The sequence below is a fragment of the Pseudaminobacter soli (ex Zhang et al. 2022) genome (assembly GCF_014595955.1).
In the GTDB taxonomy this organism is placed as follows: Bacteria; Pseudomonadota; Alphaproteobacteria; order Rhizobiales; family Rhizobiaceae; genus Kumtagia; species Kumtagia pseudosoli.
This window is the reverse complement of the sequence record NZ_JABVCF010000002.1, coordinates 296,370-319,333: the sequence shown is the minus strand read 5'-3', so window position 1 is coordinate 319,333 and position 22,964 is coordinate 296,370. Positions and strand designations below refer to the sequence as shown.

Annotated in this window: 28 protein-coding genes and 1 tRNA gene; 11 read left to right on the top strand and 18 right to left on the bottom strand. The window is 64.5% G+C overall.

Annotated features, from left to right (window positions below; translation table 11 throughout):
- Positions 1–95: 95 nt before the first annotated feature.
- The 4 genes from HUI96_RS04695 to HUI96_RS04680 form a co-directional block, all read right to left on the bottom strand.
- The gene (locus HUI96_RS04695; RefSeq protein ID WP_188253486.1) at positions 96–872 is read right to left on the bottom strand and encodes an outer membrane protein; all 777 of its coding nucleotides are present in this window, start codon (positions 870–872) and stop codon (positions 96–98) included.
- A 189-nt stretch (positions 873–1,061) separates the two neighbouring features.
- Positions 1,062–1,871 (bottom strand): outer membrane protein, encoded by an 810-nt coding sequence (locus HUI96_RS04690; protein ID WP_188253485.1) that lies wholly within the window; start codon positions 1,869–1,871, stop codon positions 1,062–1,064.
- A 346-nt stretch (positions 1,872–2,217) separates the two neighbouring features.
- Positions 2,218–3,573, bottom strand: coding sequence for a phosphoglucosamine mutase (gene glmM / locus HUI96_RS04685; RefSeq protein ID WP_188253484.1), 1,356 nt, complete (start codon positions 3,571–3,573; stop codon positions 2,218–2,220).
- A gap of 394 nt (positions 3,574–3,967) precedes the next feature.
- Positions 3,968–4,043, bottom strand: a tRNA-Ala gene (locus HUI96_RS04680).
- Positions 4,044–4,315: 272 nt separating this feature from the next.
- Between HUI96_RS04680 and HUI96_RS04675 the strand changes: the two genes are divergently transcribed.
- Together HUI96_RS04675 and HUI96_RS04670 are read left to right on the top strand one after the other, a co-directional pair.
- Positions 4,316–4,606: a YggT family protein gene (locus HUI96_RS04675; protein ID WP_188253483.1), complete on the top strand. Its 291-nt coding sequence runs from the start codon at positions 4,316–4,318 to the stop codon at positions 4,604–4,606.
- A gap of 4 nt (positions 4,607–4,610) precedes the next feature.
- Positions 4,611–4,931, top strand: a complete 321-nt coding sequence (locus HUI96_RS04670; RefSeq protein WP_188253482.1) for a DUF167 family protein — start codon at positions 4,611–4,613, stop codon at positions 4,929–4,931.
- Positions 4,932–5,185: 254 nt separating this feature from the next.
- Here the strand turns inward: HUI96_RS04670 and ppa are convergent, their stop codons facing one another.
- The 5 genes from ppa to HUI96_RS04645 form a co-directional block, all read right to left on the bottom strand.
- Positions 5,186–5,722 carry an inorganic diphosphatase gene (ppa, locus tag HUI96_RS04665; protein WP_188253481.1) on the bottom strand — a complete coding sequence of 179 codons (537 nt, stop codon included), beginning with the start codon at positions 5,720–5,722 and terminating at the stop codon, positions 5,186–5,188.
- Positions 5,723–5,812: 90 nt separating this feature from the next.
- Complete coding sequence (locus HUI96_RS04660) at positions 5,813–6,319, bottom strand: GNAT family N-acetyltransferase (RefSeq protein ID WP_188253480.1); 507 nt, start codon at positions 6,317–6,319, stop codon at positions 5,813–5,815.
- A 79-nt stretch (positions 6,320–6,398) separates the two neighbouring features.
- The gene (locus HUI96_RS04655; protein WP_237683953.1) at positions 6,399–7,022 is read right to left on the bottom strand and encodes a TPM domain-containing protein; all 624 of its coding nucleotides are present in this window, start codon (positions 7,020–7,022) and stop codon (positions 6,399–6,401) included.
- Positions 7,023–7,035: 13 nt separating this feature from the next.
- A complete protein-coding gene (locus HUI96_RS04650) occupies positions 7,036–7,878 on the bottom strand; it encodes a TPM domain-containing protein (protein WP_188253478.1) in 843 nt (280 codons plus the stop codon).
- Between the two features lie 30 nt (positions 7,879–7,908).
- On the bottom strand, positions 7,909–8,547 hold the full coding sequence (locus HUI96_RS04645) for a LemA family protein (RefSeq protein ID WP_188253477.1): 639 nt from the start codon (positions 8,545–8,547) through the stop codon (positions 7,909–7,911).
- Between the two features lie 132 nt (positions 8,548–8,679).
- Between HUI96_RS04645 and HUI96_RS04640 the strand changes: the two genes are divergently transcribed.
- The 4 genes from HUI96_RS04640 to HUI96_RS04625 all read left to right on the top strand — a co-directional run bounded on the left by HUI96_RS04640 (position 8,680) and on the right by HUI96_RS04625 (position 11,302).
- Positions 8,680–8,931 (top strand): hypothetical protein, encoded by a 252-nt coding sequence (locus HUI96_RS04640; RefSeq protein ID WP_188253476.1) that lies wholly within the window; start codon positions 8,680–8,682, stop codon positions 8,929–8,931.
- 6 nt (positions 8,932–8,937) lie between these two features.
- A complete protein-coding gene (gene pdxY / locus HUI96_RS04635; protein ID WP_188253475.1) occupies positions 8,938–9,822 on the top strand; it encodes a pyridoxal kinase PdxY in 885 nt (294 codons plus the stop codon).
- Positions 9,819–10,592, top strand: coding sequence for a DUF429 domain-containing protein (locus HUI96_RS04630; RefSeq protein ID WP_188253474.1), 774 nt, complete (start codon positions 9,819–9,821; stop codon positions 10,590–10,592). The genes pdxY and HUI96_RS04630 overlap by 4 nt, the downstream gene beginning before the upstream one ends.
- Before the next feature lie 65 nt (positions 10,593–10,657).
- Positions 10,658–11,302, top strand: a complete 645-nt coding sequence (locus tag HUI96_RS04625; protein ID WP_188253473.1) for a carbonic anhydrase — start codon at positions 10,658–10,660, stop codon at positions 11,300–11,302.
- Between the two features lie 30 nt (positions 11,303–11,332).
- Here HUI96_RS04625 and HUI96_RS04620 read toward each other — a convergent pair whose 3' ends face one another.
- The gene (locus HUI96_RS04620; RefSeq protein ID WP_188253472.1) at positions 11,333–12,589 is read right to left on the bottom strand and encodes a multidrug effflux MFS transporter; all 1,257 of its coding nucleotides are present in this window, start codon (positions 12,587–12,589) and stop codon (positions 11,333–11,335) included.
- Positions 12,586–13,059, bottom strand: a complete 474-nt coding sequence (locus HUI96_RS04615) for a MarR family winged helix-turn-helix transcriptional regulator (RefSeq protein ID WP_188253471.1) — start codon at positions 13,057–13,059, stop codon at positions 12,586–12,588. Before HUI96_RS04615 ends, HUI96_RS04620 begins: the two co-directional genes overlap by 4 nt.
- 122 nt (positions 13,060–13,181) lie before the next feature.
- On the opposite strand from HUI96_RS04615, the gene HUI96_RS04610 reads away from it, so the two are divergent.
- Entirely contained in the window at positions 13,182–15,236 is a 2,055-nt protein-coding gene (locus HUI96_RS04610; RefSeq protein WP_188253470.1) for a M3 family metallopeptidase, read from the top strand.
- A 21-nt stretch (positions 15,237–15,257) separates the two neighbouring features.
- Here HUI96_RS04610 and HUI96_RS04605 read toward each other — a convergent pair whose 3' ends face one another.
- From HUI96_RS04605 to HUI96_RS04590, 4 genes are all read right to left on the bottom strand, one after another.
- Positions 15,258–15,593 carry a hypothetical protein gene (locus HUI96_RS04605; protein WP_188253469.1) on the bottom strand — a complete coding sequence of 112 codons (336 nt, stop codon included), beginning with the start codon at positions 15,591–15,593 and terminating at the stop codon, positions 15,258–15,260.
- Positions 15,594–15,737: 144 nt separating this feature from the next.
- Positions 15,738–16,586 carry a lytic transglycosylase domain-containing protein gene (locus tag HUI96_RS04600; protein WP_425299200.1) on the bottom strand — a complete coding sequence of 283 codons (849 nt, stop codon included), beginning with the start codon at positions 16,584–16,586 and terminating at the stop codon, positions 15,738–15,740.
- 85 nt (positions 16,587–16,671) lie between these two features.
- The gene (ispG, locus tag HUI96_RS04595) at positions 16,672–17,925 is read right to left on the bottom strand and encodes a flavodoxin-dependent (E)-4-hydroxy-3-methylbut-2-enyl-diphosphate synthase (protein ID WP_188253467.1); all 1,254 of its coding nucleotides are present in this window, start codon (positions 17,923–17,925) and stop codon (positions 16,672–16,674) included.
- A 167-nt stretch (positions 17,926–18,092) separates the two neighbouring features.
- Positions 18,093–19,025, bottom strand: a complete 933-nt coding sequence (locus HUI96_RS04590) for a polyprenyl synthetase family protein (protein ID WP_188253466.1) — start codon at positions 19,023–19,025, stop codon at positions 18,093–18,095.
- A gap of 147 nt (positions 19,026–19,172) precedes the next feature.
- Between HUI96_RS04590 and HUI96_RS04585 the strand changes: the two genes are divergently transcribed.
- The 4 genes from HUI96_RS04585 to HUI96_RS04570 all read left to right on the top strand — a co-directional run bounded on the left by HUI96_RS04585 (position 19,173) and on the right by HUI96_RS04570 (position 21,217).
- On the top strand, positions 19,173–19,880 hold the full coding sequence (locus tag HUI96_RS04585; RefSeq protein WP_188253465.1) for a biosynthetic peptidoglycan transglycosylase: 708 nt from the start codon (positions 19,173–19,175) through the stop codon (positions 19,878–19,880).
- Between the two features lie 142 nt (positions 19,881–20,022).
- Positions 20,023–20,205 (top strand): 50S ribosomal protein L32, encoded by a 183-nt coding sequence (gene rpmF / locus HUI96_RS04580; protein ID WP_188253464.1) that lies wholly within the window; start codon positions 20,023–20,025, stop codon positions 20,203–20,205.
- A 233-nt stretch (positions 20,206–20,438) separates the two neighbouring features.
- A complete protein-coding gene (locus tag HUI96_RS04575; protein WP_188253463.1) occupies positions 20,439–20,843 on the top strand; it encodes a hypothetical protein in 405 nt (134 codons plus the stop codon).
- Between the two features lie 32 nt (positions 20,844–20,875).
- Positions 20,876–21,217: a hypothetical protein gene (locus HUI96_RS04570; protein ID WP_188253462.1), complete on the top strand. Its 342-nt coding sequence runs from the start codon at positions 20,876–20,878 to the stop codon at positions 21,215–21,217.
- Positions 21,218–21,226: 9 nt separating this feature from the next.
- Here the strand turns inward: HUI96_RS04570 and msrB are convergent, their stop codons facing one another.
- The 3 genes from msrB to HUI96_RS04555 all read right to left on the bottom strand — a co-directional run bounded on the left by msrB (position 21,227) and on the right by HUI96_RS04555 (position 22,838).
- Positions 21,227–21,628 carry a peptide-methionine (R)-S-oxide reductase MsrB gene (gene msrB, locus HUI96_RS04565; RefSeq protein WP_188253461.1) on the bottom strand — a complete coding sequence of 134 codons (402 nt, stop codon included), beginning with the start codon at positions 21,626–21,628 and terminating at the stop codon, positions 21,227–21,229.
- A 98-nt stretch (positions 21,629–21,726) separates the two neighbouring features.
- Entirely contained in the window at positions 21,727–22,173 is a 447-nt protein-coding gene (locus HUI96_RS04560; protein ID WP_188253460.1) for a GNAT family N-acetyltransferase, read from the bottom strand.
- Positions 22,174–22,316: 143 nt separating this feature from the next.
- Positions 22,317–22,838: a Cache 3/Cache 2 fusion domain-containing protein gene (locus HUI96_RS04555; protein ID WP_188253459.1), complete on the bottom strand. Its 522-nt coding sequence runs from the start codon at positions 22,836–22,838 to the stop codon at positions 22,317–22,319.
- Positions 22,839–22,964 lie beyond the last annotated feature (126 nt).

The window sequence follows — 22,964 nt, the reverse complement described above, 5'->3', positions numbered from 1 at the left end:
GCAAGGCGCAAGCCAAGCCTCACGGCGCCCATGGCCCAAAAACAAAGGCGGCGGTGCCGTCACACCGCCGCCCACTGTTTTCTTAGAAGTGCGATTTACCAGAGATCGTAGCGCAGGCCTACGCGGACCTGGTGGAAGTCGATGCCCTCGCCCACCTTGACGCGATCAGGATCGATCCTGATGAACTGAGCATCCGGCGCCGAGAGAAATTGATAGCCAACGTCGAGCGACGTGTTGGCGGCAATCTGATAGGAGAGCCCCGCGTTAAGCGTATAAAGGAAGTTATAGTCCCTATCCGTGAACTCGGCCCGGACCCCCGCGGCCTCACCTTCTACTTCGATCTTGCTGTAGAGCACTCCTATTCCCGCACCGACGTACGGCGTGAGACCGGCATAGGTTCCGAGATCGATGTAGCCGTTGGCTATCCCTGTCCAATAGGTCTGCTCGATATCGACCCCAAGATCGCAGTTCAGAGTGCACCCTCCTCCTAGGAACCCATCGATGGCAAAGCGATCCTTCGGCAGCAGGCCCAGATTGACATCCGCGCGCAGATAGTCGTTGAAGTGATAGCCGAATCCGACGCTCCCAAAAACCGGCGTCTCCTTTTCATCAAAGCGCGTCGGGATGTAAGGAAAGAAGGGCGCGAACTCCGAGAAGTCGCCGCTCAGCTCGGCCCTGGTGTTCTTGAACCGCGTTTCGAAGTTGTAGGCGATATCCCCGCGCAAATACCAACCGGAGCCCACCTCGACCGGAACGTATTCTTCCGCGGGCTCGACATAGATCGGCGGTTCGTAATCGGCAGCGACAGCGGCGGTCGCCGGCGGAAGAACTGAAACAGCCAGAAGGAGTGCGGCGCGGCTGGCAAGGGTCATTGGTGCAAGACTCCCGATGCGGCGACGCGGCGGAACGATCCTGCATCGCTATTCGGAAGCATTGTTAACCATAACGGTTAAACGCCAGTTAAGGCTAACGGATGGTTGACGAATCCGCCTTCGGCCAATTGCGCCCAAAGCAAAACCGCCCGGCGGAACCGGGCGGTCGAGAACTCGCTGAGCGGCGGCCTACTGTTTGTAGACGGGCGGCGGCTCGTAAGCGACCGGCGGGGGCGGCGGTTCGCAGCCGTTATTGCCGGTGAACTGGTAGCGAAGGCCGCCGCGCACTTCGTGCACATTGATGCCGTCGTCAAAGCCCGGGCCTGCCCCGGTATCAAAGCCGAACATGCGGCCGCCATTGATGTGCGAGAAGCGATAGCCCACGTCGAGCTTGGTCGCGCTGGTCAGGCAGTAGGAAACGCCGGCCATCGCGGCATAGGCGAAACGCCACTCCTTGCCGCCCTCGTGGAAGAACTCGCCGTCGTCATTGACGTTGCGCAGATCGTCCCAACGCACATGGGCGCCGCCGATGCCGGCACCGACATACGGAGTGAAGCCATAATAGGTGCCAAGATCGACATAGGCGTTGGCGAGCAGCAGCAGCGCATTCATCGAGGTCGAGTCGCTGGACACGCACGGCGCTCCGCCGCCGCAGAAGCCTACCGTCGAGCCGTCGAAATCCGCGTCGAAGAAATAGTCGCCCGTGAAGTCGACGCGGAAGTAGTCATTGACCTGATAGCCGATGCCGGCGCCGATCGACATCGCGCCCTTCAGGTCGCCGTTGAGCCTGCCTTCGGCGCCGGGCGTGCCGGTGATGTAGTCCGCGTGGCTGAAATCGTTCCAGTGATAGTCGACATCGCCGCGGATGTACCACCCGCCGACTGCGGGAGCCTGGTAGACCGGCGGCGGCGCCTCGACGACCGGAGGCGGCTCGAAGAAATCGGCAGCGACGGCCGGAAAGGCGATGCCGCTCGCCAGGACGGCCGCGAGCCCCCTCATTCCAAGTCTCACCATCTGAGATACCCCACGCTCATCGGACTGGACCGCCCGCGCCCGACTAGTTTCAACAGAGCATGGATAATGGAGGGGAAAGGTTAAAGTGCGCTTAACCGTGTTCTTTAACCACGCCGGTTAAGCATAAACACGCACCGTTGCTGACTTGCTGTCCAGCTGAGCAGCAGGACGGAGCACTACCTCTCCGCAATTCGAGGCTAGTGCATAGGGATCGCGGGGGAACTTGACTGGCGCACATGAACCGCCGCGCCTGATTCACCCCCACTGTCCTGCCGAACAAAAGAAAAGCCGCGCTAGGCGCGCGGCTTCCTTCAGCCTCTTGCCGGCCGGGTCAGGCCGCCGTCCGAAGCTCCGAGATCGCCTCGACGATGTCGCCGACCACCTGCTCGACCAGTTGAGGATCGTCGCCCTCGGCCATGACCCGGATGAGCGGCTCCGTGCCGGAGGGGCGGATGACCAGACGCCCGGAATCGCCCAGCCGCTCGCGGGCACCCTCGATCACCGCCTTGACTTCCGCCGTCTCGAGCGGCCTGCCACCCCCTGTCACGCGAACGTTCTTGAGGACCTGTGGCACAGGTTCGAACTTGCTCAGCAGTTCGCTCAGCGGCTTGTCGGAACGCTTGAGGCAGGCAAGGACCTGCAGCGCCGAGACCAGCCCGTCGCCGGTGGTCGAGAAATCCGACAGGACGATGTGGCCCGACTGTTCGCCGCCGACATTGAAGCCGTGCGCCCGCATGTGCTCCACCACGTAGCGGTCACCGACCTTGGTGCGGTGCAGTTGCAGCCCGCGATCGGCGAGGAAGCGCTCCAGCCCGAGGTTCGACATGACCGTCGTCACCACGCCGCCGCCCGCCAGCCTGCCGTTCTGCAGCCAGGTCTCCGCGATCAGCGCGATGATCTGGTCGCCGTCGATGACATTGCCTTTCTCGTCGACGATGATCATGCGGTCGGCGTCGCCGTCGAGCGCGATGCCGATGTCGGCCCTCACCTCGTGGACCTTCTTGGCGAGGCTCTCGGGATGGGTCGAGCCGCATTCCTGGTTGATGTTGAAGCCGTCCGGCTCGTTGTTGATCGCGAACACCTCCGCGCCGAGTTCCCAGAGGGCTGCGGGCGCCACCTTGTAGGCCGCGCCGTGCGCGCAGTCGATGACGATGCGCAAGCCGGCCAGCGACATGGATTTGGGCAGGGTCCGCTTGGCGAATTCGATATAGCGGTCGTGAACGCCGTCGATGCGCTTCGCCCGGCCCAGCCTGTCGGCATCTGCGAGAGCGATGTCGACGTTCTGATCCACAAGGGCCTCGATCCGGGACTCGATCTCGTCGGAGAGCTTGTAGCCGTCCGGGCCGAACAGCTTTATGCCGTTGTCGTAATAAGGGTTGTGGGACGCCGAGATCATCACCCCGATGTCGGCGCGCAGAGACCGCACCAGCATGGCGACCGCCGGAGTCGGGATCGGGCCGAGCAGGAAGACATCCATGCCGGCCGCGCAGAAGCCGGCCACCATGGCGTTTTCGATCATGTATCCGGAGAGTCGCGTATCCTTGCCGAGGACGACGCGGTGACGGTGCTTGCCCCGTTGAAAGGAGAGCCCGGCCGCCATGCCGACCTTCATGGCGACTTCCGGCGTCATCGGGTGCTTGTTCGCTCTCCCGCGAATGCCGTCCGTCCCGAAATATTGTCTCGTCATGCAGACTGTCCCAAACAGACCTGGTGAGACCGCATTGCCACAAAAACGCGCCGACGCGACATCACAAAGTGTGATTCCCTGTTACGATGCTCCCGCGTGGCTGCCGCATTCTTCGAGATTGCATTGTCGCCATCGCCGGTTGCATCTTCCTGGTCCTGCCGCGCGGCAAACTAAACCGCTTCGCCAACGTAAACGCAGCGTAGATTCTTCCGGTTAGTTTTCCGTATCGGAAGGTGGATCACTGGCTTGTGAGCGCCGCGTACCCGCTACACTTGCCGGGTGCATCCCCCCGATTCTGGAAAGATGATGCTTGTCACCAATGTGGCGCGCCAATCGCCGTTTGCCACAAGATCACCTTATGCGGGGTGACTGAGGGTATAAGATGATCCGCCGTTGGTGGAGCTGAGGGGGATCGAACCCCTGACCTCGTCATTGCGAACGACGCGCTCTCCCAGCTGAGCTACAGCCCCGTCCGACGGATGCGGTGTTATGTGCAGCGCCGCCTCCGCTGTCAAGCATCCTGGATGGCCTCTCTGGCGCATACCGATAGGCGGTGCCGATGTCCTTTCCGGAACAGGCTTGCCGAGGAGAAAGTTTAGCTGGTCGCGCAAGCGGATGAGCGGCAAACAGGCTGGATCGAACTCTGGATTGCCAGGGCGCGATCAGATGCTGCCGTGACCTTTCCAAACCTTGTCCTGCAACGGGTTAGTGGCTACATGTCGGCGGTTCTCAGGAGACCTTCATGCTCGCCCTCATCCAGACGGTGGATCTCGCGCTCGGAATATATTGGTGGCTGCTGATCGCTTCCGCGATCTTCTCCTGGCTCTATGCCTTCAACGTGGTGAACCCGCGCAACCAGTTCGTCGGCACGGTGGGCACCTTCCTGTTCCGCGTGACCGAGCCGGTGCTCGCGCCGATCCGGAGGCTGCTGCCCGATCTCGGCGGCATCGACATCTCGCCGATCATCGTGCTGCTCATTATCTTCTTCCTCCGGCAGTTCCTGTGGACCAGTGTGGCTCCGCTCGTCGTCTAAGGCAATGAGCGCCTTCTACCGGGCGCGCGACGGCGGCATCGACCTCTTCGTCCGGCTCACGCCGAAATCCGGCACGGACCGGGTGGACGCCATCCAGGAAAGCGCGGACGGTCGCAGCCACCTCGCGGTGCGCGTGCGTGCAGCGCCGGAGAAAGGCGCGGCCAACACCGCGCTCGAGCGCGTGATTGCAGAATGCCTGAAAATTCCACGGTCCACGGTCACGGTAGTGGCCGGCCATACCGCCCGCCTCAAGACTGTGCGGATCGAGGCGGATCCGGCCGCCATCTCAACCAAGCTCGACACATTCGCGGCTGCTGAGGATTGAGCGTCCGTTTCCCTCCGGCCAGCATTTGAGCTAGCGGTCGCACAGCAGCAGGAGAGTCGGACAGCCGAGCCCTGGCGAAGCTGCGCCGTCGAACTGGTGGCGACGAGCGGGAGTTGAGGGCGAACAAGACAGTCCGCAGAATCGCGGACGAACAGGCCCGCGACTTCTCGTGCGAGACGACAAGCGCGTCGTCGTGAATGAAGACGCCGCGCTGCCGGAATTTTCGCGCCAGGATCCACCCGGCGCGCTGGCCATCAGCCCTTGGCGGCGCGCGCGCGCTCGATCGCTTCCACGATCATCTGGCGGGCCTTGTCGGCGTCCTGCCAGCCGCTGATCTTCACCCACTTGCCCGGCTCGAGGTCCTTGTAATGCTGGAAGAAGTGGGCGACCTGGTCCAGCGTGATCTGCGGCAGGTCGGTGTAGTTGGAGACCTTTTCGTAGCGCTTGGTGAGATGCGGTGACGGCACCGCGATCACCTTCTCGTCGACGCCGGCATTGTCTTCCATCATCAACACGCCGATCGGACGGACATTGATGACGCAGCCCGGCACCAGCGCGCGCGTATTGCAGACCAGCACGTCGATCGGATCGCCGTCGCCCGAGAGCGTGTGCGGCACGAAGCCGTAGTTGCCGGGATAGCGCATTGGGGTGTGGAGAAAGCGGTCGACGTAGAGCGTGCCGGCCTCCTTGTCCATTTCGTACTTGATCGGCTCGCCGCCCACCGGCACTTCGATGATGACGTTGACGTCCTCGGGCGGGTTGCTGCCCGTGGAAATGGCTTCGATGCGCATGGCGGGAATCCCTTTTCTGACGGGCTCCCGATAACTGCCCCGACACGCAGGCGCAACGCCCCGTGCCGAAGCGTCGCAGGCAGAGGTGGTTCAATCCCAGACGAATGCGATCTTCTTCAGCGCCTTCTGGTCGAAGACCTCGACGCCTTCGGCCACGTCCCGTCCACCGGCTCCGGCGTAGAAGGACAGGGCGTTCTGGTTGTCCTCCAGCGCCCATACGACCAGCCCCTTCAGGCCATGGCCTGTGAGCTTCCTGCGGCAGGCGCGGAATAGCCGGCTGCCCAGGCCGACGCCCTGATATTCGGGCTTCAGGTAAAGTTCGTAGATCTCGCCCTGCTGCGGAAGCTGGCGAGCCCGATTCCTGCCTATCGTGGCATAGCCGGCGATCTCGCCGCCGAGTTCGATCACCATGACGCTCGCCGCGCGCCTTATAGCGCTCGCCCACCAGTCCTCGCCGCGGCGGTGCACCATGCGGATGAGCGCCTTGTGCGGAATGATGCCGGCATACGCCCCCATCCACGCGTCGTGATGGATCTCGGCGATCGTCGACGCGTCCTCGGGGACGGCCTTGCGGATATCGATGGTCAGCGTAGTCATGACCGATCGAGTGTAGAACTCCACACGATCAATGCAAGCGGCGACAGGTTGTGGTCTCTACGTAGCCTTCGATGCAACCTCAGATTTCCACAACATGATCGTCGAGTTCGTTGACGTCCCCGGCGCCGCGCGGGAAATGCAAGGAAAGCAGGCCTCCCACCTTGTCGACAGCCGCGCCCAGGCCCTCAGGCAAGCGCCCCTCGCCGGCCTTGCGGACAAGATCGCCGACGATCTCATTCCAGGTTTCCTGCGGCACTTTGGCATTGATGCCGCTGTCAGCGATTACCACGGCATAGTGCTCCGCCAGCGAGGCGAAGATCAGCACTCCAGTCCTGGCCGAAGTGAGATGGATGTTGCGGGCCAGGAACTGCCTCATGGCATTCTCGTGGGCGCGCCGATGGCGGTGCCGGTGTGGCACGAACAGGATGCGCGCTTGCGGCAGGAGCAGGAGGAGAAGCCAGGCCGTGGCAAGTGCCGAGACCACCGCTGACACGAAAATCGGCAGCCTTACGCTGATCCACAGATATTCGAGCACGAAGGCGGCAATCAGTGCCGCGGCCATCGTGAACAGGGCAACGAAGAACGCGGCGGGATAGAAATAGCCGTCGCTGCGGCGCGCCACCACGCAGAAGATCTCGCCGGACGTCTTGGCCTCTGCTGCGCGGATCGTCGCGGCGATGCGTTGGTGATCGTCAGGGGTCATGCCGTGCCGCATATCACCAGCTCCCAGAGGCGCCGCCGCCACCGGAAGAGCCACCGCCGCCGGAGAAACCGCCTCCGCCCGACGACCATCCTCCGCCACCGGACGACCATCCGCCACCGCGCCCGGACGACCAGCCTCCCGCACCGCCACCGGTAGTGATGTCCATGCCGAGCCAGCGATATCGATTGCGACCGATCCTCTTCCCGAAGATGGGCGGCAGGATCGCCATTGCCATCGCGCCGAGGAAGATCGTGAGAAACAGCGCGATGAAGACTACGGCGACCCAGTCGACATCCTCAATAGCACTCGGCTGATTGCGCTTGTAGCGGGCTTCCAACTCGGCCGCATTGCCCTCCAGAACCATTATGATATCGTCGACGGCGCGAGAGATCCCGCCCGAGAAGTCGCCGGCGCGGAAGGCCGGCAGCATCGTGTTCTCGATGATCAGCTTGGAATGGAGGTCGGTCAGCGTGCCCTCCAGGCCGTAGCCGACCTCGATGCGCATCTTGCGGTCGACCTTTGCGACTAGGAGCAGGATGCCGTTGTTCTCGCCCGCCTGGCCGAGGTGCCATTCGCGAAAGAGCCGGTTGGCATAGGACTCGATCGCCTCGCCATTGAGGCTGTCGATGGTCGCCACCACGATCTGGTCGGTGGACTTCTTCTCGAAGTCTTCGAGCTTCTGGGTGAGCGCCGTATCGTCCGCGGGGTCGATCATCCCGGCATTGTCGACCACCCGGCCGGTGAGTTTCGGCAGTTCGGCAGCGAGCGCGAGGCTCGACAGCAGCAGGGCCGTGAACAGCGCCAGGAAGGCAATAGCCGCCTTCAACGGCTCTCGGCCGGACGTGAGTATGACCATATGAGGTCGACCCGAGTGCTCGAACGCCCCTTAACCGCCCTGCTTGGTGCCAAAATTGACCGTCGGCGCCTGCATCTTGTCCTCGGCGATTGTGAAATTCTGGAACGGCTCAGCATCGGTGAACCAGAGCTTCGCCCACAGCACGGACGGGAAGGTGCGCAACGTGAGATTATACTCCCTTACCGCCTCGATGTAGTCACGGCGGGCGACCGCGATACGGTTCTCTGTGCCCTCCAGTTGCGCCTGCAGCGAGAGGAAGTTCTGGTTGGCCTTGAGGTCCGGATAGTTCTCCACCACGGCAAGCAGGCGGGAGAGCGCGCTGGTCAGGCCGGCCTGGTTCTCCTGGAACGCCTTGAAGGCATTGGGATCGGTCAGCGTCTCCGGTGTGACCCTTACCTGGGTGGCCTTTGCGCGGGCTTCGACCACGGCTTCTAGCGTTTCGCGCTCATGCGTGGCATAGCCCTTCACGGTCTCCACCAGGTTCGGGATGAGGTCAGCGCGGCGCTGGTACTGGTTGAGCACCTCGCTCCAGGCCGCCTTGGCCTTTTCCTCCGCCGTCGGGATCGTATTGTAGCCGCAGGCCGACAACAGCGGCAGCAGCGCGGCAAGCACCATGAGGGCCAGCGTCCGACGCTGGGGCGAAGCGGCGGCTAGGCTGTTGATCGACATGAAACCCCTCGCAATCAATAGAGGCGAAGACTTATCACACTCCGGCCACAATGAAACGGGTTGGCCCGAACAGCCTTGGACGCGCAGCGAAGGGTGTGATAGCGATTCTTTCGGTTGACTGAGGAGGATCGCGTGCGTAGCGGCAACGACGCGGATCGGACCGATGAATCGCGGCGCATCATTGGACGAGTGGGCCGCGAAGCAGATGGCGGGCTGTTCTCCGGCCTCCCGACCGGCGATCGACCAGACAGGGACGCGGCCGGCATCCGGCAGGACGACGATCCGATCGAGACCTGGGGAACCCGGATCGGCCGCACGCTCGGCTTCGTGCTGACAATTGGCCTGGTCCTCTGGTTTGCCTCCTACCTGCTGCGCGGACTCTGATCTGCAATGAACGCCCCGCCTGAGGAAAATCCCCGCGCCGTGATCGTGGTGTCCAGCCACGTCGCCCGTGGCTCGGTCGGAAACCGGGCCGTCGTGCTGGCCCTGGAGAGCCTGGGCATCCCCGTCTGGGCCGTGCCGACCGTCATCCTGCCCTGGCATCCCGGCCATGGCCGCGCCACGCGCATCGTTCCCGATCCGCGCGAGTTCGCCGCCCTGATGAAGGACCTGGAGAACGCGCCATGGCTGGGCGAGGTCGCCGGCGTCCTGTCGGGCTATCTCGGCGACGCCACGCAGGCCGAGGCCGTCGCCTCGCTGGTCGGCGCCGTGAAGGCGAGGAACCCGCGCGCCATCTATCTCTGCGACCCGGTGATGGGCGACATGCGCGGCCTCTATGTTCCGCAGCCGGTGGCCGAGGCCATGCGTGACGTGCTGATGCCGATCGCCGACATTGCGACGCCCAACCGCTACGAACTCGAATGGATGATGGGCGAACGCCTCGACGAACTGCGCAACGTCATGTCGGCGGCGCTGACGGCAGGTCCGCCCACGATGCTGGTCACGTCCTCCCCCGCTCTGATGGCGGGCGGCATCGGCAACCTGCTGCTAACCCCCTCCGAGGCGTTGCTCGCCGAGCACCGCATGATCGACAAGCCTCCGAACGGGCTTGGCGACCTGACCTCGGCTCTACTACTGGCGAGATTCCTGGAGGGCCAGCCGGCTGGCAAGGCACTGCAGTCGGCGACAGCCTCTGTCTTCGAGATCCTCGCTCGTACAGCCAAGCGAGGCGGCGACGAACTCCAGATCGAAACCGACGCGCAGAGCCTCTCTCATCCGATGGCGATGGTCCATCTGCGGCATCTGATGCATCCCGGACCCGACCGCCGCGCATGAGCCTTGACGCACCGGTCGATATCGCCGGCGTGGATGGCTGCAAGGCCGGCTGGATCGCCGTCGTCCGCCGGCGCGGGCAGGCACCCGAGGCGCTGATCGCGCGGCGCTTCTGCGACCTGGTCGATGCGCTTCCCGACGATGCGGTCGTCGCGGTCGACATGCCGATCGGTCTTCCTTCCTTCAGCACGAAGGGAGGCCGCGGACCCGAGGCCATCGTGCGCAAATTTCTGGGCGAGCGCCAGTCGAGCGTCTTCTCGATACCCTCGCGGGCGGCCGTCTATGCCGCCGACGAGCCCTTCAGCACGCTCGACCGCTGGTACGAATTGCACCGGCAGGCGAGCGGGATTGCCCGCGCGACCTCCGATCCGCCGCGCGGCGTCTCCATTCAGGCGTTCGGGATCTTCTCGAAAATCCGCGAGCTGGACCAACTTCTCATCGCCCGCCCCGACCTCCGGGAGCGCATCCTGGAGTCGCATCCCGAGGTCGCGTTCTGGCGACTGAACGGTGGCCGCCCTATGGGAAAGCCGAAGAAGGTGAAGGGCCGCATCAATCCGGAGGGCATGGAGGAGCGGCGCGAACTCCTCGCCAGATGCGGGATCGAGCGAGATTTCCTGGATGGTCCTACCCCGCGCGGTGCTGGCGACGACGATTTCCTCGACGCCTGCGCCGTACTCATGATCGCGGCGCGGCATGCGCGAGGCGAGGCCTTGCCCTTCCCCGATCCTCCCGGGCGCGACGGGCACGGAATTCCGGTCGCGATCTGGGCTTGAAAAATGCTGCGGCGCAGCAAGTCGCCCATTGATCCGCCGGGGCACTTGCCTTTAGGAGGAAATCCATGACCGATCTCCCCGACCAGTTGCTTTCCGGCTACCGCAATTTCATGCAGGGGCGCTACGCCGCCGAGACGGATCGCTATCGCGAGCTTGCGCGCGGGGGGCAGGCGCCCGCAACGATGGTGGTCGCCTGTTGCGACTCCCGATCTGCCCCCGAGGTCATCTTCGACGCAGGGCCGGGCGAACTCTTCGTGCTGCGCAACGTCGCCAACCTCGTGCCGCCCTATGCACCGGACGGCGAATTCCACTCGACCTCGGCTGCCCTCGAATTCGCGGTTCAGAGCCTTAAGGTCAAGAACATCGTGGTCATGGGTCACGGTCGCTGCGGCGGCATCCGCGCCGCGCTGGCGCCCGGCTCCGGGCCGGCTTCGCCCGGCGATTTCATCGGGAAATGGATGAGCCTGCTCGCGCCTTCGGCCGATGCCGTGTCCGGGAACACCTTGCTCACCGAGGGCGAGCGGCAGACCGCACTCGAACGCATTTCGATCCGCTATTCGATCGCGAACCTCCGCACCTTCCCCTACATCAAGGCTCTGGAGGACGAGGGCCAGCTCACACTTTCCGGCGCCTGGTTCGACATATCGACCGGCGAGCTGTGGGTGATGGACCGCGAGACCGGCGACTTCAGGCGCCCCGAGATCGACTGAACCAGTACAGTTGGCGCGATTTGCCCCGGTCTACTCCGACGGGGAACTGACCGGAGGGGCCTGAACGACCGAGGCGGCCTTCGGCGTCGGAAGCCTCGTCCACAATGCCCAGCTTAGGATGGCAAGCAGCCCCATGGCGGGGATGACCGTCGCCATCGCCACCACGGGATCGCCCATCGCCGCGCAGATCAGGCCTCCGAGCAGGCCGCCCCCCATCTGGAAGAAGCCGCTCATCGAGGAGGCCGCTCCGGCGATGTGCGGAAAAGGTGCCAGCGTTGCGGTCGCAGTCGCCGGTATGACGAACGCGATGCCGAACGAGAACAGCGCGACCGGTCCCATGACCCCGAGGAAGCAGGGCTCATAGACCCGCAACGTGACGGCAACGGCGACGCTGCCGAGGCCAATGAAGGCAAGCCCGACCGGCACGAGCCGGAAAGCGCCAAAGCGGCCGAGCAGTTGGCGCACGGCAAGCGAGCCCGCGAAATACATCCCCGACTGCATCAGCATCCCCGCGCCGAACTGGCTGGGCGTGAACCCCACCCTGTCCATCAGGATGAAGGGCAGGACCGTCGCCTGTGTGTAGAGGGCTCCCACCGAGCCGGACAGCACCAGGCTCGACAGCACGAAATAGGGCGAGGCGAGGACCTGGCGGTACGACCCGATCAGCGCGCGCGGCCGGATACGCGAGATGTCGCGCTGCACCGTCTCCACCATGATCAGCCGCACGGCCAGGATGATGCCGAGTGCCGCCACGAACATCAGCACGAAGATCGCATGCCAGCCTGCGAGTTCCATCGTAAGCCCGCCGAGCGTCGGCGACACCGCCGGTCCGACCGCCAGGATCAGGCCGATCAGGTTCATGATGCGGGCGGAGCGCTCATGCGTGAAGAGATCGCGGACGATGGCTCTGGCGATCGCCCAGCCCACGGCGGCGCCGACGCCCTGCAGCAACCTCGCTACGATCAGCACATGCACGTTCGGTGCGATCATCGCCAGCAGCGAAGCGACGAGATAGATCGCGAGGAAGCCATAGGTGACGGGTTTGCGCCCGAGCCCGTCCGACAACGGGCCGCAGACGAGTTGGGCCAGCGCGAAGCCGGCGAAATATACCGAGAGCGTAAGCTTGACCGCCGCCTCGGTCGTCCCGAAGGCGTGCACGATCTCCGGCATGGCCGGTGTGTAGAGCGCCATGGAGACCGGCCCGATCGCCACCAGCAGGCCGCCGAGCAGGCTGACGCGGCGCTCACTCATCACCGGTCGCGCTGCCGGCCTGGACTGCACGTTCATGCCACGACGCCTCCGCTCCGGGACTGCTCGCGCAAGGAGGCGAGATTGTCGCGCGCCGATTTCAGGGTTTGAAGGAAACGCTCCCAGTCCGACCCGGTCACACCCGCCGATGCATCGGCCCAGAGACTCTGGGCGATCTCGTGGATTCTGCCCAGCATGGCCGCACCCGCGTCCGTCACGTGCACCAGCTTCGCTCGACGATCGGAAGGATCGATGCCGCGCTCCACCAGCCCCTGCCCTTCCAGCCGGTCGAGGGACTCGCTGACCGTCATCGCCTCCACCCCGATCCGTCCGGCCAGCAGGTTCTGCCGGATCGGGCCGCAGCGAGTGGCGTGGCTGAGCGTGCGCGCGTCCGCGGGGCTGATGCCGAGCCCTGCGGCGGCGATCCGCCGGTCAAACTCGGCGCGATATAGGCGCGTCGCGTCAGTGATGAGGAAGCCGAAGCTGTCAGAATCCAAGACCGCCGGCATTTGATAAGTTTCCCTTACTATTTTGCCGCACCTAGCAAGGGAGAGGCAGCCGGTCAACATCGTTGCGCCGCATTCCTCCCCCTCCTAAATGGAAGCTACCCCTCCCCTGAAGAGCGATGCAGATGACCGAAGCCACTCCCGCCATCGACCTCGAACGCCAACCGCTGACGCGATGGACAGGACAGCTCGGCCTGCCGGATTTCGCGCAAATCAGCGACGGGGATTTCGGGCCGGTCTTCGATGCGGCGCTGGCCGCGCACGATGCCGAAATCGATGCGATTGCCTCGAATGGTGAGGAGCCCTCGATCGAGAACACGCTGGCGGCGCTGCAATTGTCCGGCGATGCGCTGAGCCGCGTCGCCGCCATTTTCTGGTGCGTCGCCGGCGCGAACACGAACGACACCATCCAGGCCGTCGAACGCAACATGGCGCCGAAGCTGGCGCGCCACTATTCCGCGATCTCGATGAACGAAGCACTCTTCGGCCGGATCGACGCGCTCTATCAGAGGCGCGATACGCTCGGTCTCGATGCGGAGACCCTGCGCGTCCTGGAAAAAAGCTGGAAGAATTTCGTCCGCGCCGGTGTAAAACTCGATCCGGAGGGCAAGAAGCGGCTGGCGGCGATCAACGAGGAACTTGCCTCGCTCGGTGCCCGCTTCGGCCAGAATCTTCTGGCCGACGAGAAGGAGTGGGTGCTCTTCCTCGAACAAGGCGACCTGGACGGCCTGCCCGAGTTCCTGCGCGACGCCATGGCCCAGGCTGCGGAGTCGCGCGGCCGCAAGGGCATGTACGCGTTGACTCTGTCGCGTTCGATCTACGAGCCGTTCACGACCTTCTCCACCCGCCGCGACCTGCGGGAGGCGGCCTGGAAAGCGTTCACGAAGCGCGGCGAGAACGGCGGCTCGACCGACAATCGCGAGGTCGTCGCCCGGACGCTGGCCCTGCGCGCCGAAAAGGCAAAGCTGCTCGGCTACGGGAGCTATGCCGCCCTGAAGCTCGACGACACCATGGCCAAGACGCCGGAGAATGTCTGGGGCCTACTCGAGCCGGTATGGGACCGGGCGAAGGCCAAGGCGTCCGCCGACCAAGCGGAGCTTCAGCGCATCGCCGCCGCCTCCGGCGCGAACGAGGAGATCGCCGGCTGGGACTGGCGCTACTATCAGGAGAAGCTGCGGGCCGAGCGCTACGCCTTCGACGAGGCGGAACTCAAGCCGTACCTCCAACTCGAGCGGATCATCGAGGCCTGCTTCGACGTCGCCGGCCGGCTGTTCGGGCTCACCTTCGTAGAGCGGAAAGGCATTCCCGCCTGGCACCCGGACGTCCGCGCCTTCGAGGTCATGCAGGGCGATCGTCGCGTCGCCGTCTTCCTCGCCGACTATTTCGCTAGGCCGTCGAAGCGCTCCGGCGCCTGGATGAGCGCGCTGCGCTCCGGCTACAAGCTGGGCCAGGGCTCGGAGCCGATCATCTACAACATCATGAACTTCGCCAAGGCGCCGGAGGGCGAGCCAGCGCTCCTGTCGCTCGACGAGGCGAAGACGCTGTTCCACGAATTCGGCCACGCGCTGCACGGGATGCTGACCGACGTGACCTGGCCCTCCATCTCCGGCACGTCGGTGAGCCGCGACTTCGTCGAGCTTCCCTCCCAACTCTACGAGCATTGGCTGACCGTGCCGGAGATCCTGGAGAAGCACGCGCGCCATTACGAGACCGGCGAGCCGATGCCGAAGGCGCTGCTGGAAAAGATGCTGGCTGCCCGCACTTTCGGCGCAGGCTTCGCGACCGTGGAGTTCACCTCCTCCGCGCTGGTCGACATGGCATACCACGCGCGGCCTGATTCCCCAGTCGATCCGATGGATTTCGAGGCCGAGACCTTGAAGAGGATCGAGATGCCGCAGGCGATCGCGATGCGCCACCGCACGCCGCAGTTCCAGCACGCCTTCGCCGGCGACGGCTACTCGGCCGGCTACTATTCCTACATGTGGTCGGAGGTGCTCGACGCGGACGCCTTCTCGGCCTTCGAGGAGACCGGCGATCCTTTCCATCCGGAGCTCGCCCGCAAGCTCAACACGCACATCTACGCGGCAGGCGGCTCACAAGATCCGGAAGAGCTTTACAAGGCGTTCCGCGGCAAGATGCCGAGCCCGGAGGCGATGATGGTCAAGCGCGGCCTGGCTTAATCCAGGCCGTCAGGCGCCGGCTCAGTCTGGATAGCAGCCGGTGGGGATGTTGGGCCACTCGGCCTCGGCGCAGCCCAGCCGCTCCTGCTGCTGCTTGAAGGCGGCGCTGACCGGTCCGGTCACCATTGCGTCGACGCCATACGGGGCGTCGGCGAAGCGCTCCGTTTCATCCTGGGAAGGCTGCGCAGGATTGATGCTCGAAACAGCGGCGCCGATCTGCGGAGCCACCAGCGCGAGGCGCTCTCCCTCGAGGGGATAGGCGATTTCGGCCGCCACCGCGGCACCGGAAATCACGAGCGCCGCAACGCCCGCCAGGAGCCGCCATCTCTTATTGCCGAACATCTTCGAGGTCGCCATGTCTCTGAAACAGCCGCGATCGCCGTTCGTTCCATCACGACGGCGCAGCTCAATCAATTAGGGAATATCCCTAACAACAGGTTTCCGAAGTAAGGCTTTTTTATCTTTTTTCTTTGGTGCGGGCGCGGACAGGGCTCCGACGGCTCAGCGGTTCCTCATCACGAGGCAGGAGCCACCCGCCTGCCGCAGCCGCTGGCATATGTCGTCTGCCTTCTTGCGGTCATCCGCACCGATGCGGACGGCATAGATGCCACGTCGGCCGCGTGGCGTTCGGATCCTGCTGACCACCGGCTCCTCGCCCTTCAACATTCCCTTGAACTGCCCGGATACCCGCTGCCACTGCCGGATCGCCGCGGCACGGTTAAAATTGCCGGCGACCTGGATGCCCCACGGCTTAATATGGATCGTCGCCATGGCGATGGTGTGCGAGCGGATGGTACGCATGTCGCGGCAGGCCTCACCGAACGACCGTTTTGGATCCAGCGGGCGTATCGTTCCTGCGTGGCTCTTGTCGCTAAAATTGTCGGCTGGCTCGCCCATGATGTCGAGGACGTAACCTTCGGTCTCGAGCGGCAGAAAGCCGCCGGAGGCGAGCCAGTTCGTCACCCGCGCCTCGCCGGCGTTGTAGGCGGCGGCCGCGAGGCCGAGATTGCCGAAATCGGTCTTCAGTTCGGCGAGATAGCGCGCCGACGCCGGTAGCGCCTGCTCGATGTCGAATGAGTTTGCCAGTCCGCGCAGCTTGGCCGTGCCGGGCATGAACTGTGCGATCCCCTCGGCTCCCACCGGGCTCACCGCGTTCGGATCGAAGCGGCTCTCCTTCCAGATCAGGCGGGCGAAGAAGTCACGCGGCAGCCCGTTCTTCGTGGCATGCACGTCGATCAGGTCGCAGATGCGCGCCGTGGTGATGGGCGGATCGGGCCGCGGAGTGGAGGGTTCAGCGAGGGCGCTGGATGCGATCAACGACGGGAAAAGTGTCGCGAGGCAGAAGCCCACTTGTGTTAGTTGATTGTGCCCCTTCGCACGCCAGCAGGCAAAGGCGCGCAGCGGCCACCAACGTGCGGTGCGCAAAGACGCGAAATTACTCCGCCGCAGCCCTTCCACCTTGTCCGAACCGCGCCTCGATATAATCCGCCACCATCTTCTGGAAATCCTGGGCGATATCTGGGCCGCGCAGCGTCGCGGCCTTGCGGCCATCGATGAAGACCGGTGCGGCGGGCGTCTCGCCGGTACCCGGCAGCGAGATGCCGATGTCGGCATGCTTGGACTCGCCCGGGCCGTTGACGATGCAGCCCATGACGGCGACTTTGAGCTCCTCGACGCCGGGATATTTTTCCCGCCATACCGGCATGTTGCGGCGGAGATCCTCTTGGATCGTCTGCGCCAGTTCCTGGAACACGGTGGAGGTGGTGCGGCCGCAGCCGGGGCACGCAGCCACCACCGGCGTGAACTGACGGAACCCCATCGTCTGCAGAAGTTCCTGCGCCACCTGCACCTCGCGGGTGCGGTCTCCGCCGGGTTCGGGCGTCAGCGAGACGCGGATCGTGTCGCCAATGCCCTGCTGCAGCAGGATCCCCATGGCCGCGGACGAGGCCACGATGCCCTTCGTCCCCATCCCCGCCTCGGTGAGGCCGAGATGCAGCGCGTGGTCCGAGCGGCGGGCCAGCTCGATATAGACGGCGATCAGGTCCTGCACCCGGCTCACCTTGGCCGATAGGATGATCTTGTCGCGCGGGAGCCCGATCTCCTCGGCCATCTCGGCCGAAAGCAGCGCGGACTGCACGATCGCCTCGCGCGTCACCTCGTCGGCCGTCAGCGGCGCGCCGTTCCTCTGGTTCTCGTCCATGAGCCTGGTGAGCAGTTCCTGGTCGAGCGACCCCCAGTTCACGCCGATCCGCACCGGCTTGTCGTAGCGGATCGCCATCTCGACGATCGCCGCGAACTGCCGGTCCTTCTTGTCCTTGAAGCCGACATTGCCGGGATTGATCCGGTACTTCGCCAAGGCCTGGGCGCACTCGGGATGATCGGCGAGCAGCTTGTGGCCGATATAGTGGAAGTCCCCCACCAGCGGCACGGGGATGCCGAGCCGGTCCAGCCTCTCGCGGATGCCGGCGACCCCCGCCGCGCTCTCGTCGCGGTCGACCGTGATGCGCACGATTTCGGAGCCCGCCTCCCACAGCGCCGCCACCTGCGCGACGGTGGAGTCGATATCGGCCGTATCGGTGTTAGTCATGGACTGCACGACCACCGGCGCATCGCCGCCAACGATCACGCCGCCGACATTGACGGCAACCGAGCGCCTCCGCGGCAAGGGAGAGGATTGATATCCGGTCATGGCCCGGTGCGCCTCTGTTGAAGGGATGGCCTTGAGGTGGCGGATGAGGCCTGCCTTGTCAATGGCGGGCGGGAATGCGCCGAGCGAAGAGGCGCCACACAGGGAAAGTTCAGAACGATCGATCCTGAACCGCCGCGGGGGACGGAGCCCTCGCCCGGAACGAGATTCTAGCTCCGCCTTTCCGCGATGAACGACGCGGCGGCCTTCAGTGTCGCGGCGCGGTCGCCATAAGGCTCGAGCAGCGCATGAGCCTGATCGACCAGGCCGGAAAGCTGCCGGCGCGCCCAGTCGGCGCCATGCAGCGCGACCAGCGTCGCCTTGCCGGCCGCCGCGTCCTTGCCCGTCGCCTTGCCCATCGCTTCGGCGCTCGCCGTGACGTCGAGCAGGTCGTCGGCCAGTTGGAAGGCAAGGCCGATCGCAGAGCCGAACTCGGCCAGCCGCTCCCGGTCATCGCGCGCCGCATCGGCGACGATCGCTCCCGCCTCGCAGGCGAAGCGGATCAGCGCGCCGGTCTTCATCGCCTGCAGGGTGATGATGCCGGCCTCGTCCGGCGTCTCCCTTTCCGCAGCGAGGTCGAGCGCCTGGCCGCCGGCCATGCCGCCAAGCCCTGCCGCGCGGGCGAGGCCGCGGGTGAGTTCCAACTGCCGCCGTGCCGCACCCGCGGCATCGCGCCCGGCCGGCGGCGGCTCGGCGACCACATCGAAAGCCAAAGTCAGCAGGCTGTCGCCCGCGAGGATCGCGGTGGCTTCGTCGAAGGCGCGATGCACGGTCGGCTGGCCACGGCGCATGTCGTCATCGTCCATCGCCGGCAGGTCGTCGTGGATGAGTGAATAGCAGTGGACGCATTCGAGCGCCGCCGCCACCCGCAAAGCCTCGGGCCCGGCATGGCCGAACAGGGCCGCGCTCTCCAGCACCAGGAACGGACGAATTCGCTTTCCGCCGTTGAACACCCCGTGCCGCATGGCGGCCAGGAGCTGTTTCGGCCTCACGATCTCGCGGTCGGCCGGGATTTCGCCAAGCAAGCGGGCGAGTTCATCCTCGATCTCGGCCGCGCGGCGAGCGAGCAAATCTTCGAAGGAAGGTGGGGTCGGTGTCACCATGCGGCCCGTTTAGGCGAAACCGGGCCGCGGTCAAGCCGGCCGACGAAGGCAAGCGTTGCGCTCGCAGCCTTGGACCTTTATGCCGGGACACAACGAGCGGGATGGCGAGTGGGCTTGGACGAAACCGTTCAAACGGACACCGAGGGAATGGCAAGAGAGAGGGGCCGGTCACGACGCCTCGGCCTGGGCGTGTGGGTCCGCAGAGCCGTGACAGCCGCCATTGCGGTGCTCCTGATCCCGGTCGGCCTGACGCTCCTTTACCTGCCACCCTTTGTCCATCCTGTCTCGACGTTGATGGTCTCCGACCTTGCGTCACTCCGGGGCTACGACCGGCGCTGGGTTGCTCTCGAGGATATCTCCCCGGTGCTGGTGAACTCCGTGATCATGTCGGAGGACGGGCAGTTCTGCCGCCACTACGGCATCGACTTCGGCGAACTCAAGGGCGTGGTGAACGATGCGCTTGCCGGCGAGCAAACGCGCGGCGCCTCGACCATCACCATGCAGACGGTGAAGAACCTCTTCCTCTGGAACGGTCGCTCGTTCGTGCGCAAGGTGATCGAACTCCCCTACGCCGCCTATTTCGACCTGGTCATGCCGAAGCGCCGGATCATGGAGATCTATCTCAACATCGCCCAGTGGGGCCCGGGGATCTACGGCATCGAGGCCGGCGCGCAGCACCATTTCGGCGTTTCGGCCAAAAGGCTCAGCCCTCGCCAGGCGGCGCTGATGGCCGTCACCCTGCCGAACCCGATAACGCGCAACCCTGCGAAGCCGGGACCCGGCATGCGCAGGCTGGCAAGTCTCATCCAGCGCCGTGCAGCAGGCGCCGGCGACTATGTGCAATGCGTCAGGTAGAGCCGAAAAAGTTTCAGCCCGAGTCTGGCCAAACCCGCCCCGCGCGTGTATAGGCTCGCCGAATTTCACGATACAGGCCCGAACCGCGTGGCTCCCTTGCCTGAGCAGCCGGGTCCATTGACCGAAGGAATGGAGCACTTCCATGGCTGTGCCAAAACGAAAGACCTCGCCGTCCAGACGCGGCATGCGCCGGTCCGCCGACGCGATCAAGGCCCCGACCTATGTCGAGGACAAGAACTCCGGCGAAATGCGCCGCCCGCACCACATCGACCTGAAGACCGGTATGTATCGCGGCCGGCAGGTGCTGGAGCCCAAGGAGAGCTGAGGCTCGCCCGGCTTTCACATGACTTGAGACCGGCCTCGCGCCGGTCTTTTTGCGTCAGACTCGCGCCATCAGCGCCTGACTGCGGTTGAGTTTGAGGTGGGGACGGCCGCAACTGGTGCTTTTCTGCGTCGCTTCCGATGCTCACGTACCATCACCATTTTCGCCTCGGCCTGACCTGAATCTCAACACACCCTGAATGTAAAGACCGGCGCCACTCGTTCCGGAGACTGCACATGCTCGGCATGTTTCCCCTGCTGATCGTTCCATTCCTGCTCTTTAATCTGGGTCTTGCCGGCCTGTTCGGCGGAACGGCGGAAGACCCCTTCTCGGCCGAACTTTTCTCGGTCTACATGATGTCTGGCGGCGTCTGGACCATGTCGGTCGGCGATCTCCTGATCGTGCTTTCCCTGGTGCTTCTGTTTGCCGAGATGTTGAAGTCGACCCGGTCGTCCAATGCGTCGATCGTCGACCATCTGCTTTCGACCTTCGTGTTCGTCGCCTTTCTGGTCGAGTTCCTACTGGTGCGCGGGGCCGCCCATCCTGTCTTCTTCACGCTGATGGTGGCCGCTCTGGTCGATCTGCTGGCCGGATTCTCTGTGACGATCCGCTCGGTGGGCCGCGACGTGAACGTCGGCTGATAGCCCGAAGGATGGGCGCGGCGGATCGGGAGATGCAGCGCCGCGCCGATGATGATCACGATTCTTCCGAGCGCAGCCGCCACGGCTTCTTCGCCTCGCGCTGGAATGGTCGGGTGCCGATCGAGCGTCTGTTCTGGCGCGACCTGCTTCTGGTCGGCACCGCGCTTAACGCAGCGACCACGCTTGCAGCCCTGGCGCTCCTCGCCGCGCAAGCACCGCTTTGGGCGACACTTATCGTGCACTTCGCGCCCGTGCCCTACAATCTGTTCCTTGCCTTCGCCGTCTGGCGCACGGCCGAGCAAAAGCCCTGGGCGACCGCCGTCGCTTATCAGGCGGCCGCCCTGCTGTGGCTCTTGGCTGCGCTGCTGCTCTGAAACAGGCCGTCAGGCCGGCTCGAAATTCAGCGCCACGCCGTTAATGCAGTAGCGCAGGTGGGTCGGCGGCGGGCCGTCCTCGAAGACATGGCCAAGATGGCTGCCGCAGCGCGAACAATGCACCTCGGTCCGCACCATGCCGTAACTCCGATCCACGGTCGTCTCGACCGAGCCCGGAACCGGATCGTTGAAGCTCGGCCAGCCGGTGCCGCTCTCGAACTTCAGCTTCGATTCGAACAGCGGCTGGTCGCAGCCCGCGCATCTGAAGGTGCCGGCCCGCCTCTCGTGGAGCAGCGCGCAACTGCCCGGGCGCTCCGTACCGTGGTGGCGCATAACCTGGTACTGCTCAGGCGTGAGCATGGCGCGCCACTCGGCGTCGGTTCGGGTGACGGGATAGACCTTGCTGTCCATGCTTTGCTTCTCCTGCGCGACCTCTCGCCTGACCGCAATATAGGCACTTGCTAAGTGGTGTCCCACCTCAGGGAACTCGACGCATGAATGGTCGTCAATCAGAGCAGATCATACTCAATGAATCCCGTGCGCCGCGCGACGCGATCATAAAGCTTCCGTGCCGTCTCGTTCGTCTCGTGCGTCATCCAATAGACGTTGGTGACGCCTTTCTCCGCGGCGGCATCCTGCACCGCCTTGATCAGTGCCGCGCCCACGCCCCTGCCCCGCACCTCCGGATCGGCAAAGAGGTCCTGCAGGTAGCAGTTGTCCTCCTTGGCCCAGCAGGAGCGGTGGTAGAGATAATGGGTGAGCCCGACTGCCCTGCCCTCCAGCATGGCGATAAACCCCTTTGGCTCAAATTCACCGTCCGTGAACAGCCGCTGCCAGGTTGAGGCATAGACCTCCTCCGGCAGGACCGTGTTGTAGAAGGCGAGATAGGCGGTCCACAGCCGCCGCCAATCGGCATGATCGGCCTGTTGCAGCGGACGAACGACGACAGACGGCATGGCGCACCTCACGAAGTTTGTATCATGAGGTTATACGTCAGAGCGCCGCGGCGGCTATGGCACAGGCAGGCGTCCTTCGCTGTCCGCACCGAACATGCCTCGGCGGACACTAGCGCTTGCCCGCGGCGGCGGGCGTCTGCGCGCTACTTCATATAGCCCACATAAAGGATCCCGATCACCTGGTTAGAGCCATCCCGTATCGGCTCATACCCGGCCGTGTAAGGGTTATCGAGGATGACCACGTCTCCGTAGAAAGCTTCGTTCTTGTTGATGGACTGGATCGCCTTGCCCTTCGGATCGAGGATGGTCCCGATCGCCCGCGTACCGTCGGCCGCTTTCACATTGGTGGCGATGCGGACATAGTCGTTGCCGCTCTTCACAAAGATCGTGGCAGTCCCGCCAGCCTGCTCGACGACCTTGTCGACGACATCGAAGTTGTTGTTCATCTTGGTGGAGCCGAAATACAGGACGGGCACCTTCTTGCCCGCCACCATATCCGTCCCCTCTATCTTCGGCGGACCCAGTTCGTCCGTCATAGAGCGCAGGATCTCCATCGCCCCCTTGACCTGGATATCCTGAGCCTGGCCATTGCCGGGCAGAAGCGTCAGTGCACCAACGAAGCAAAGGGCGGCCCAGAGAGCGGCAATAGCTCGCTTGAGGTTCATGGTCGTTTCCTCCTCTGACGAAGCCTGCAGGAGCCGACGTCGATGCTGGCGGGCTCCGAAGAACAGGCGAGTGCCGGTTGCACCACGAGGTCGCGCGATGGCCTCGTACGATAGGAGCGCCAAGCA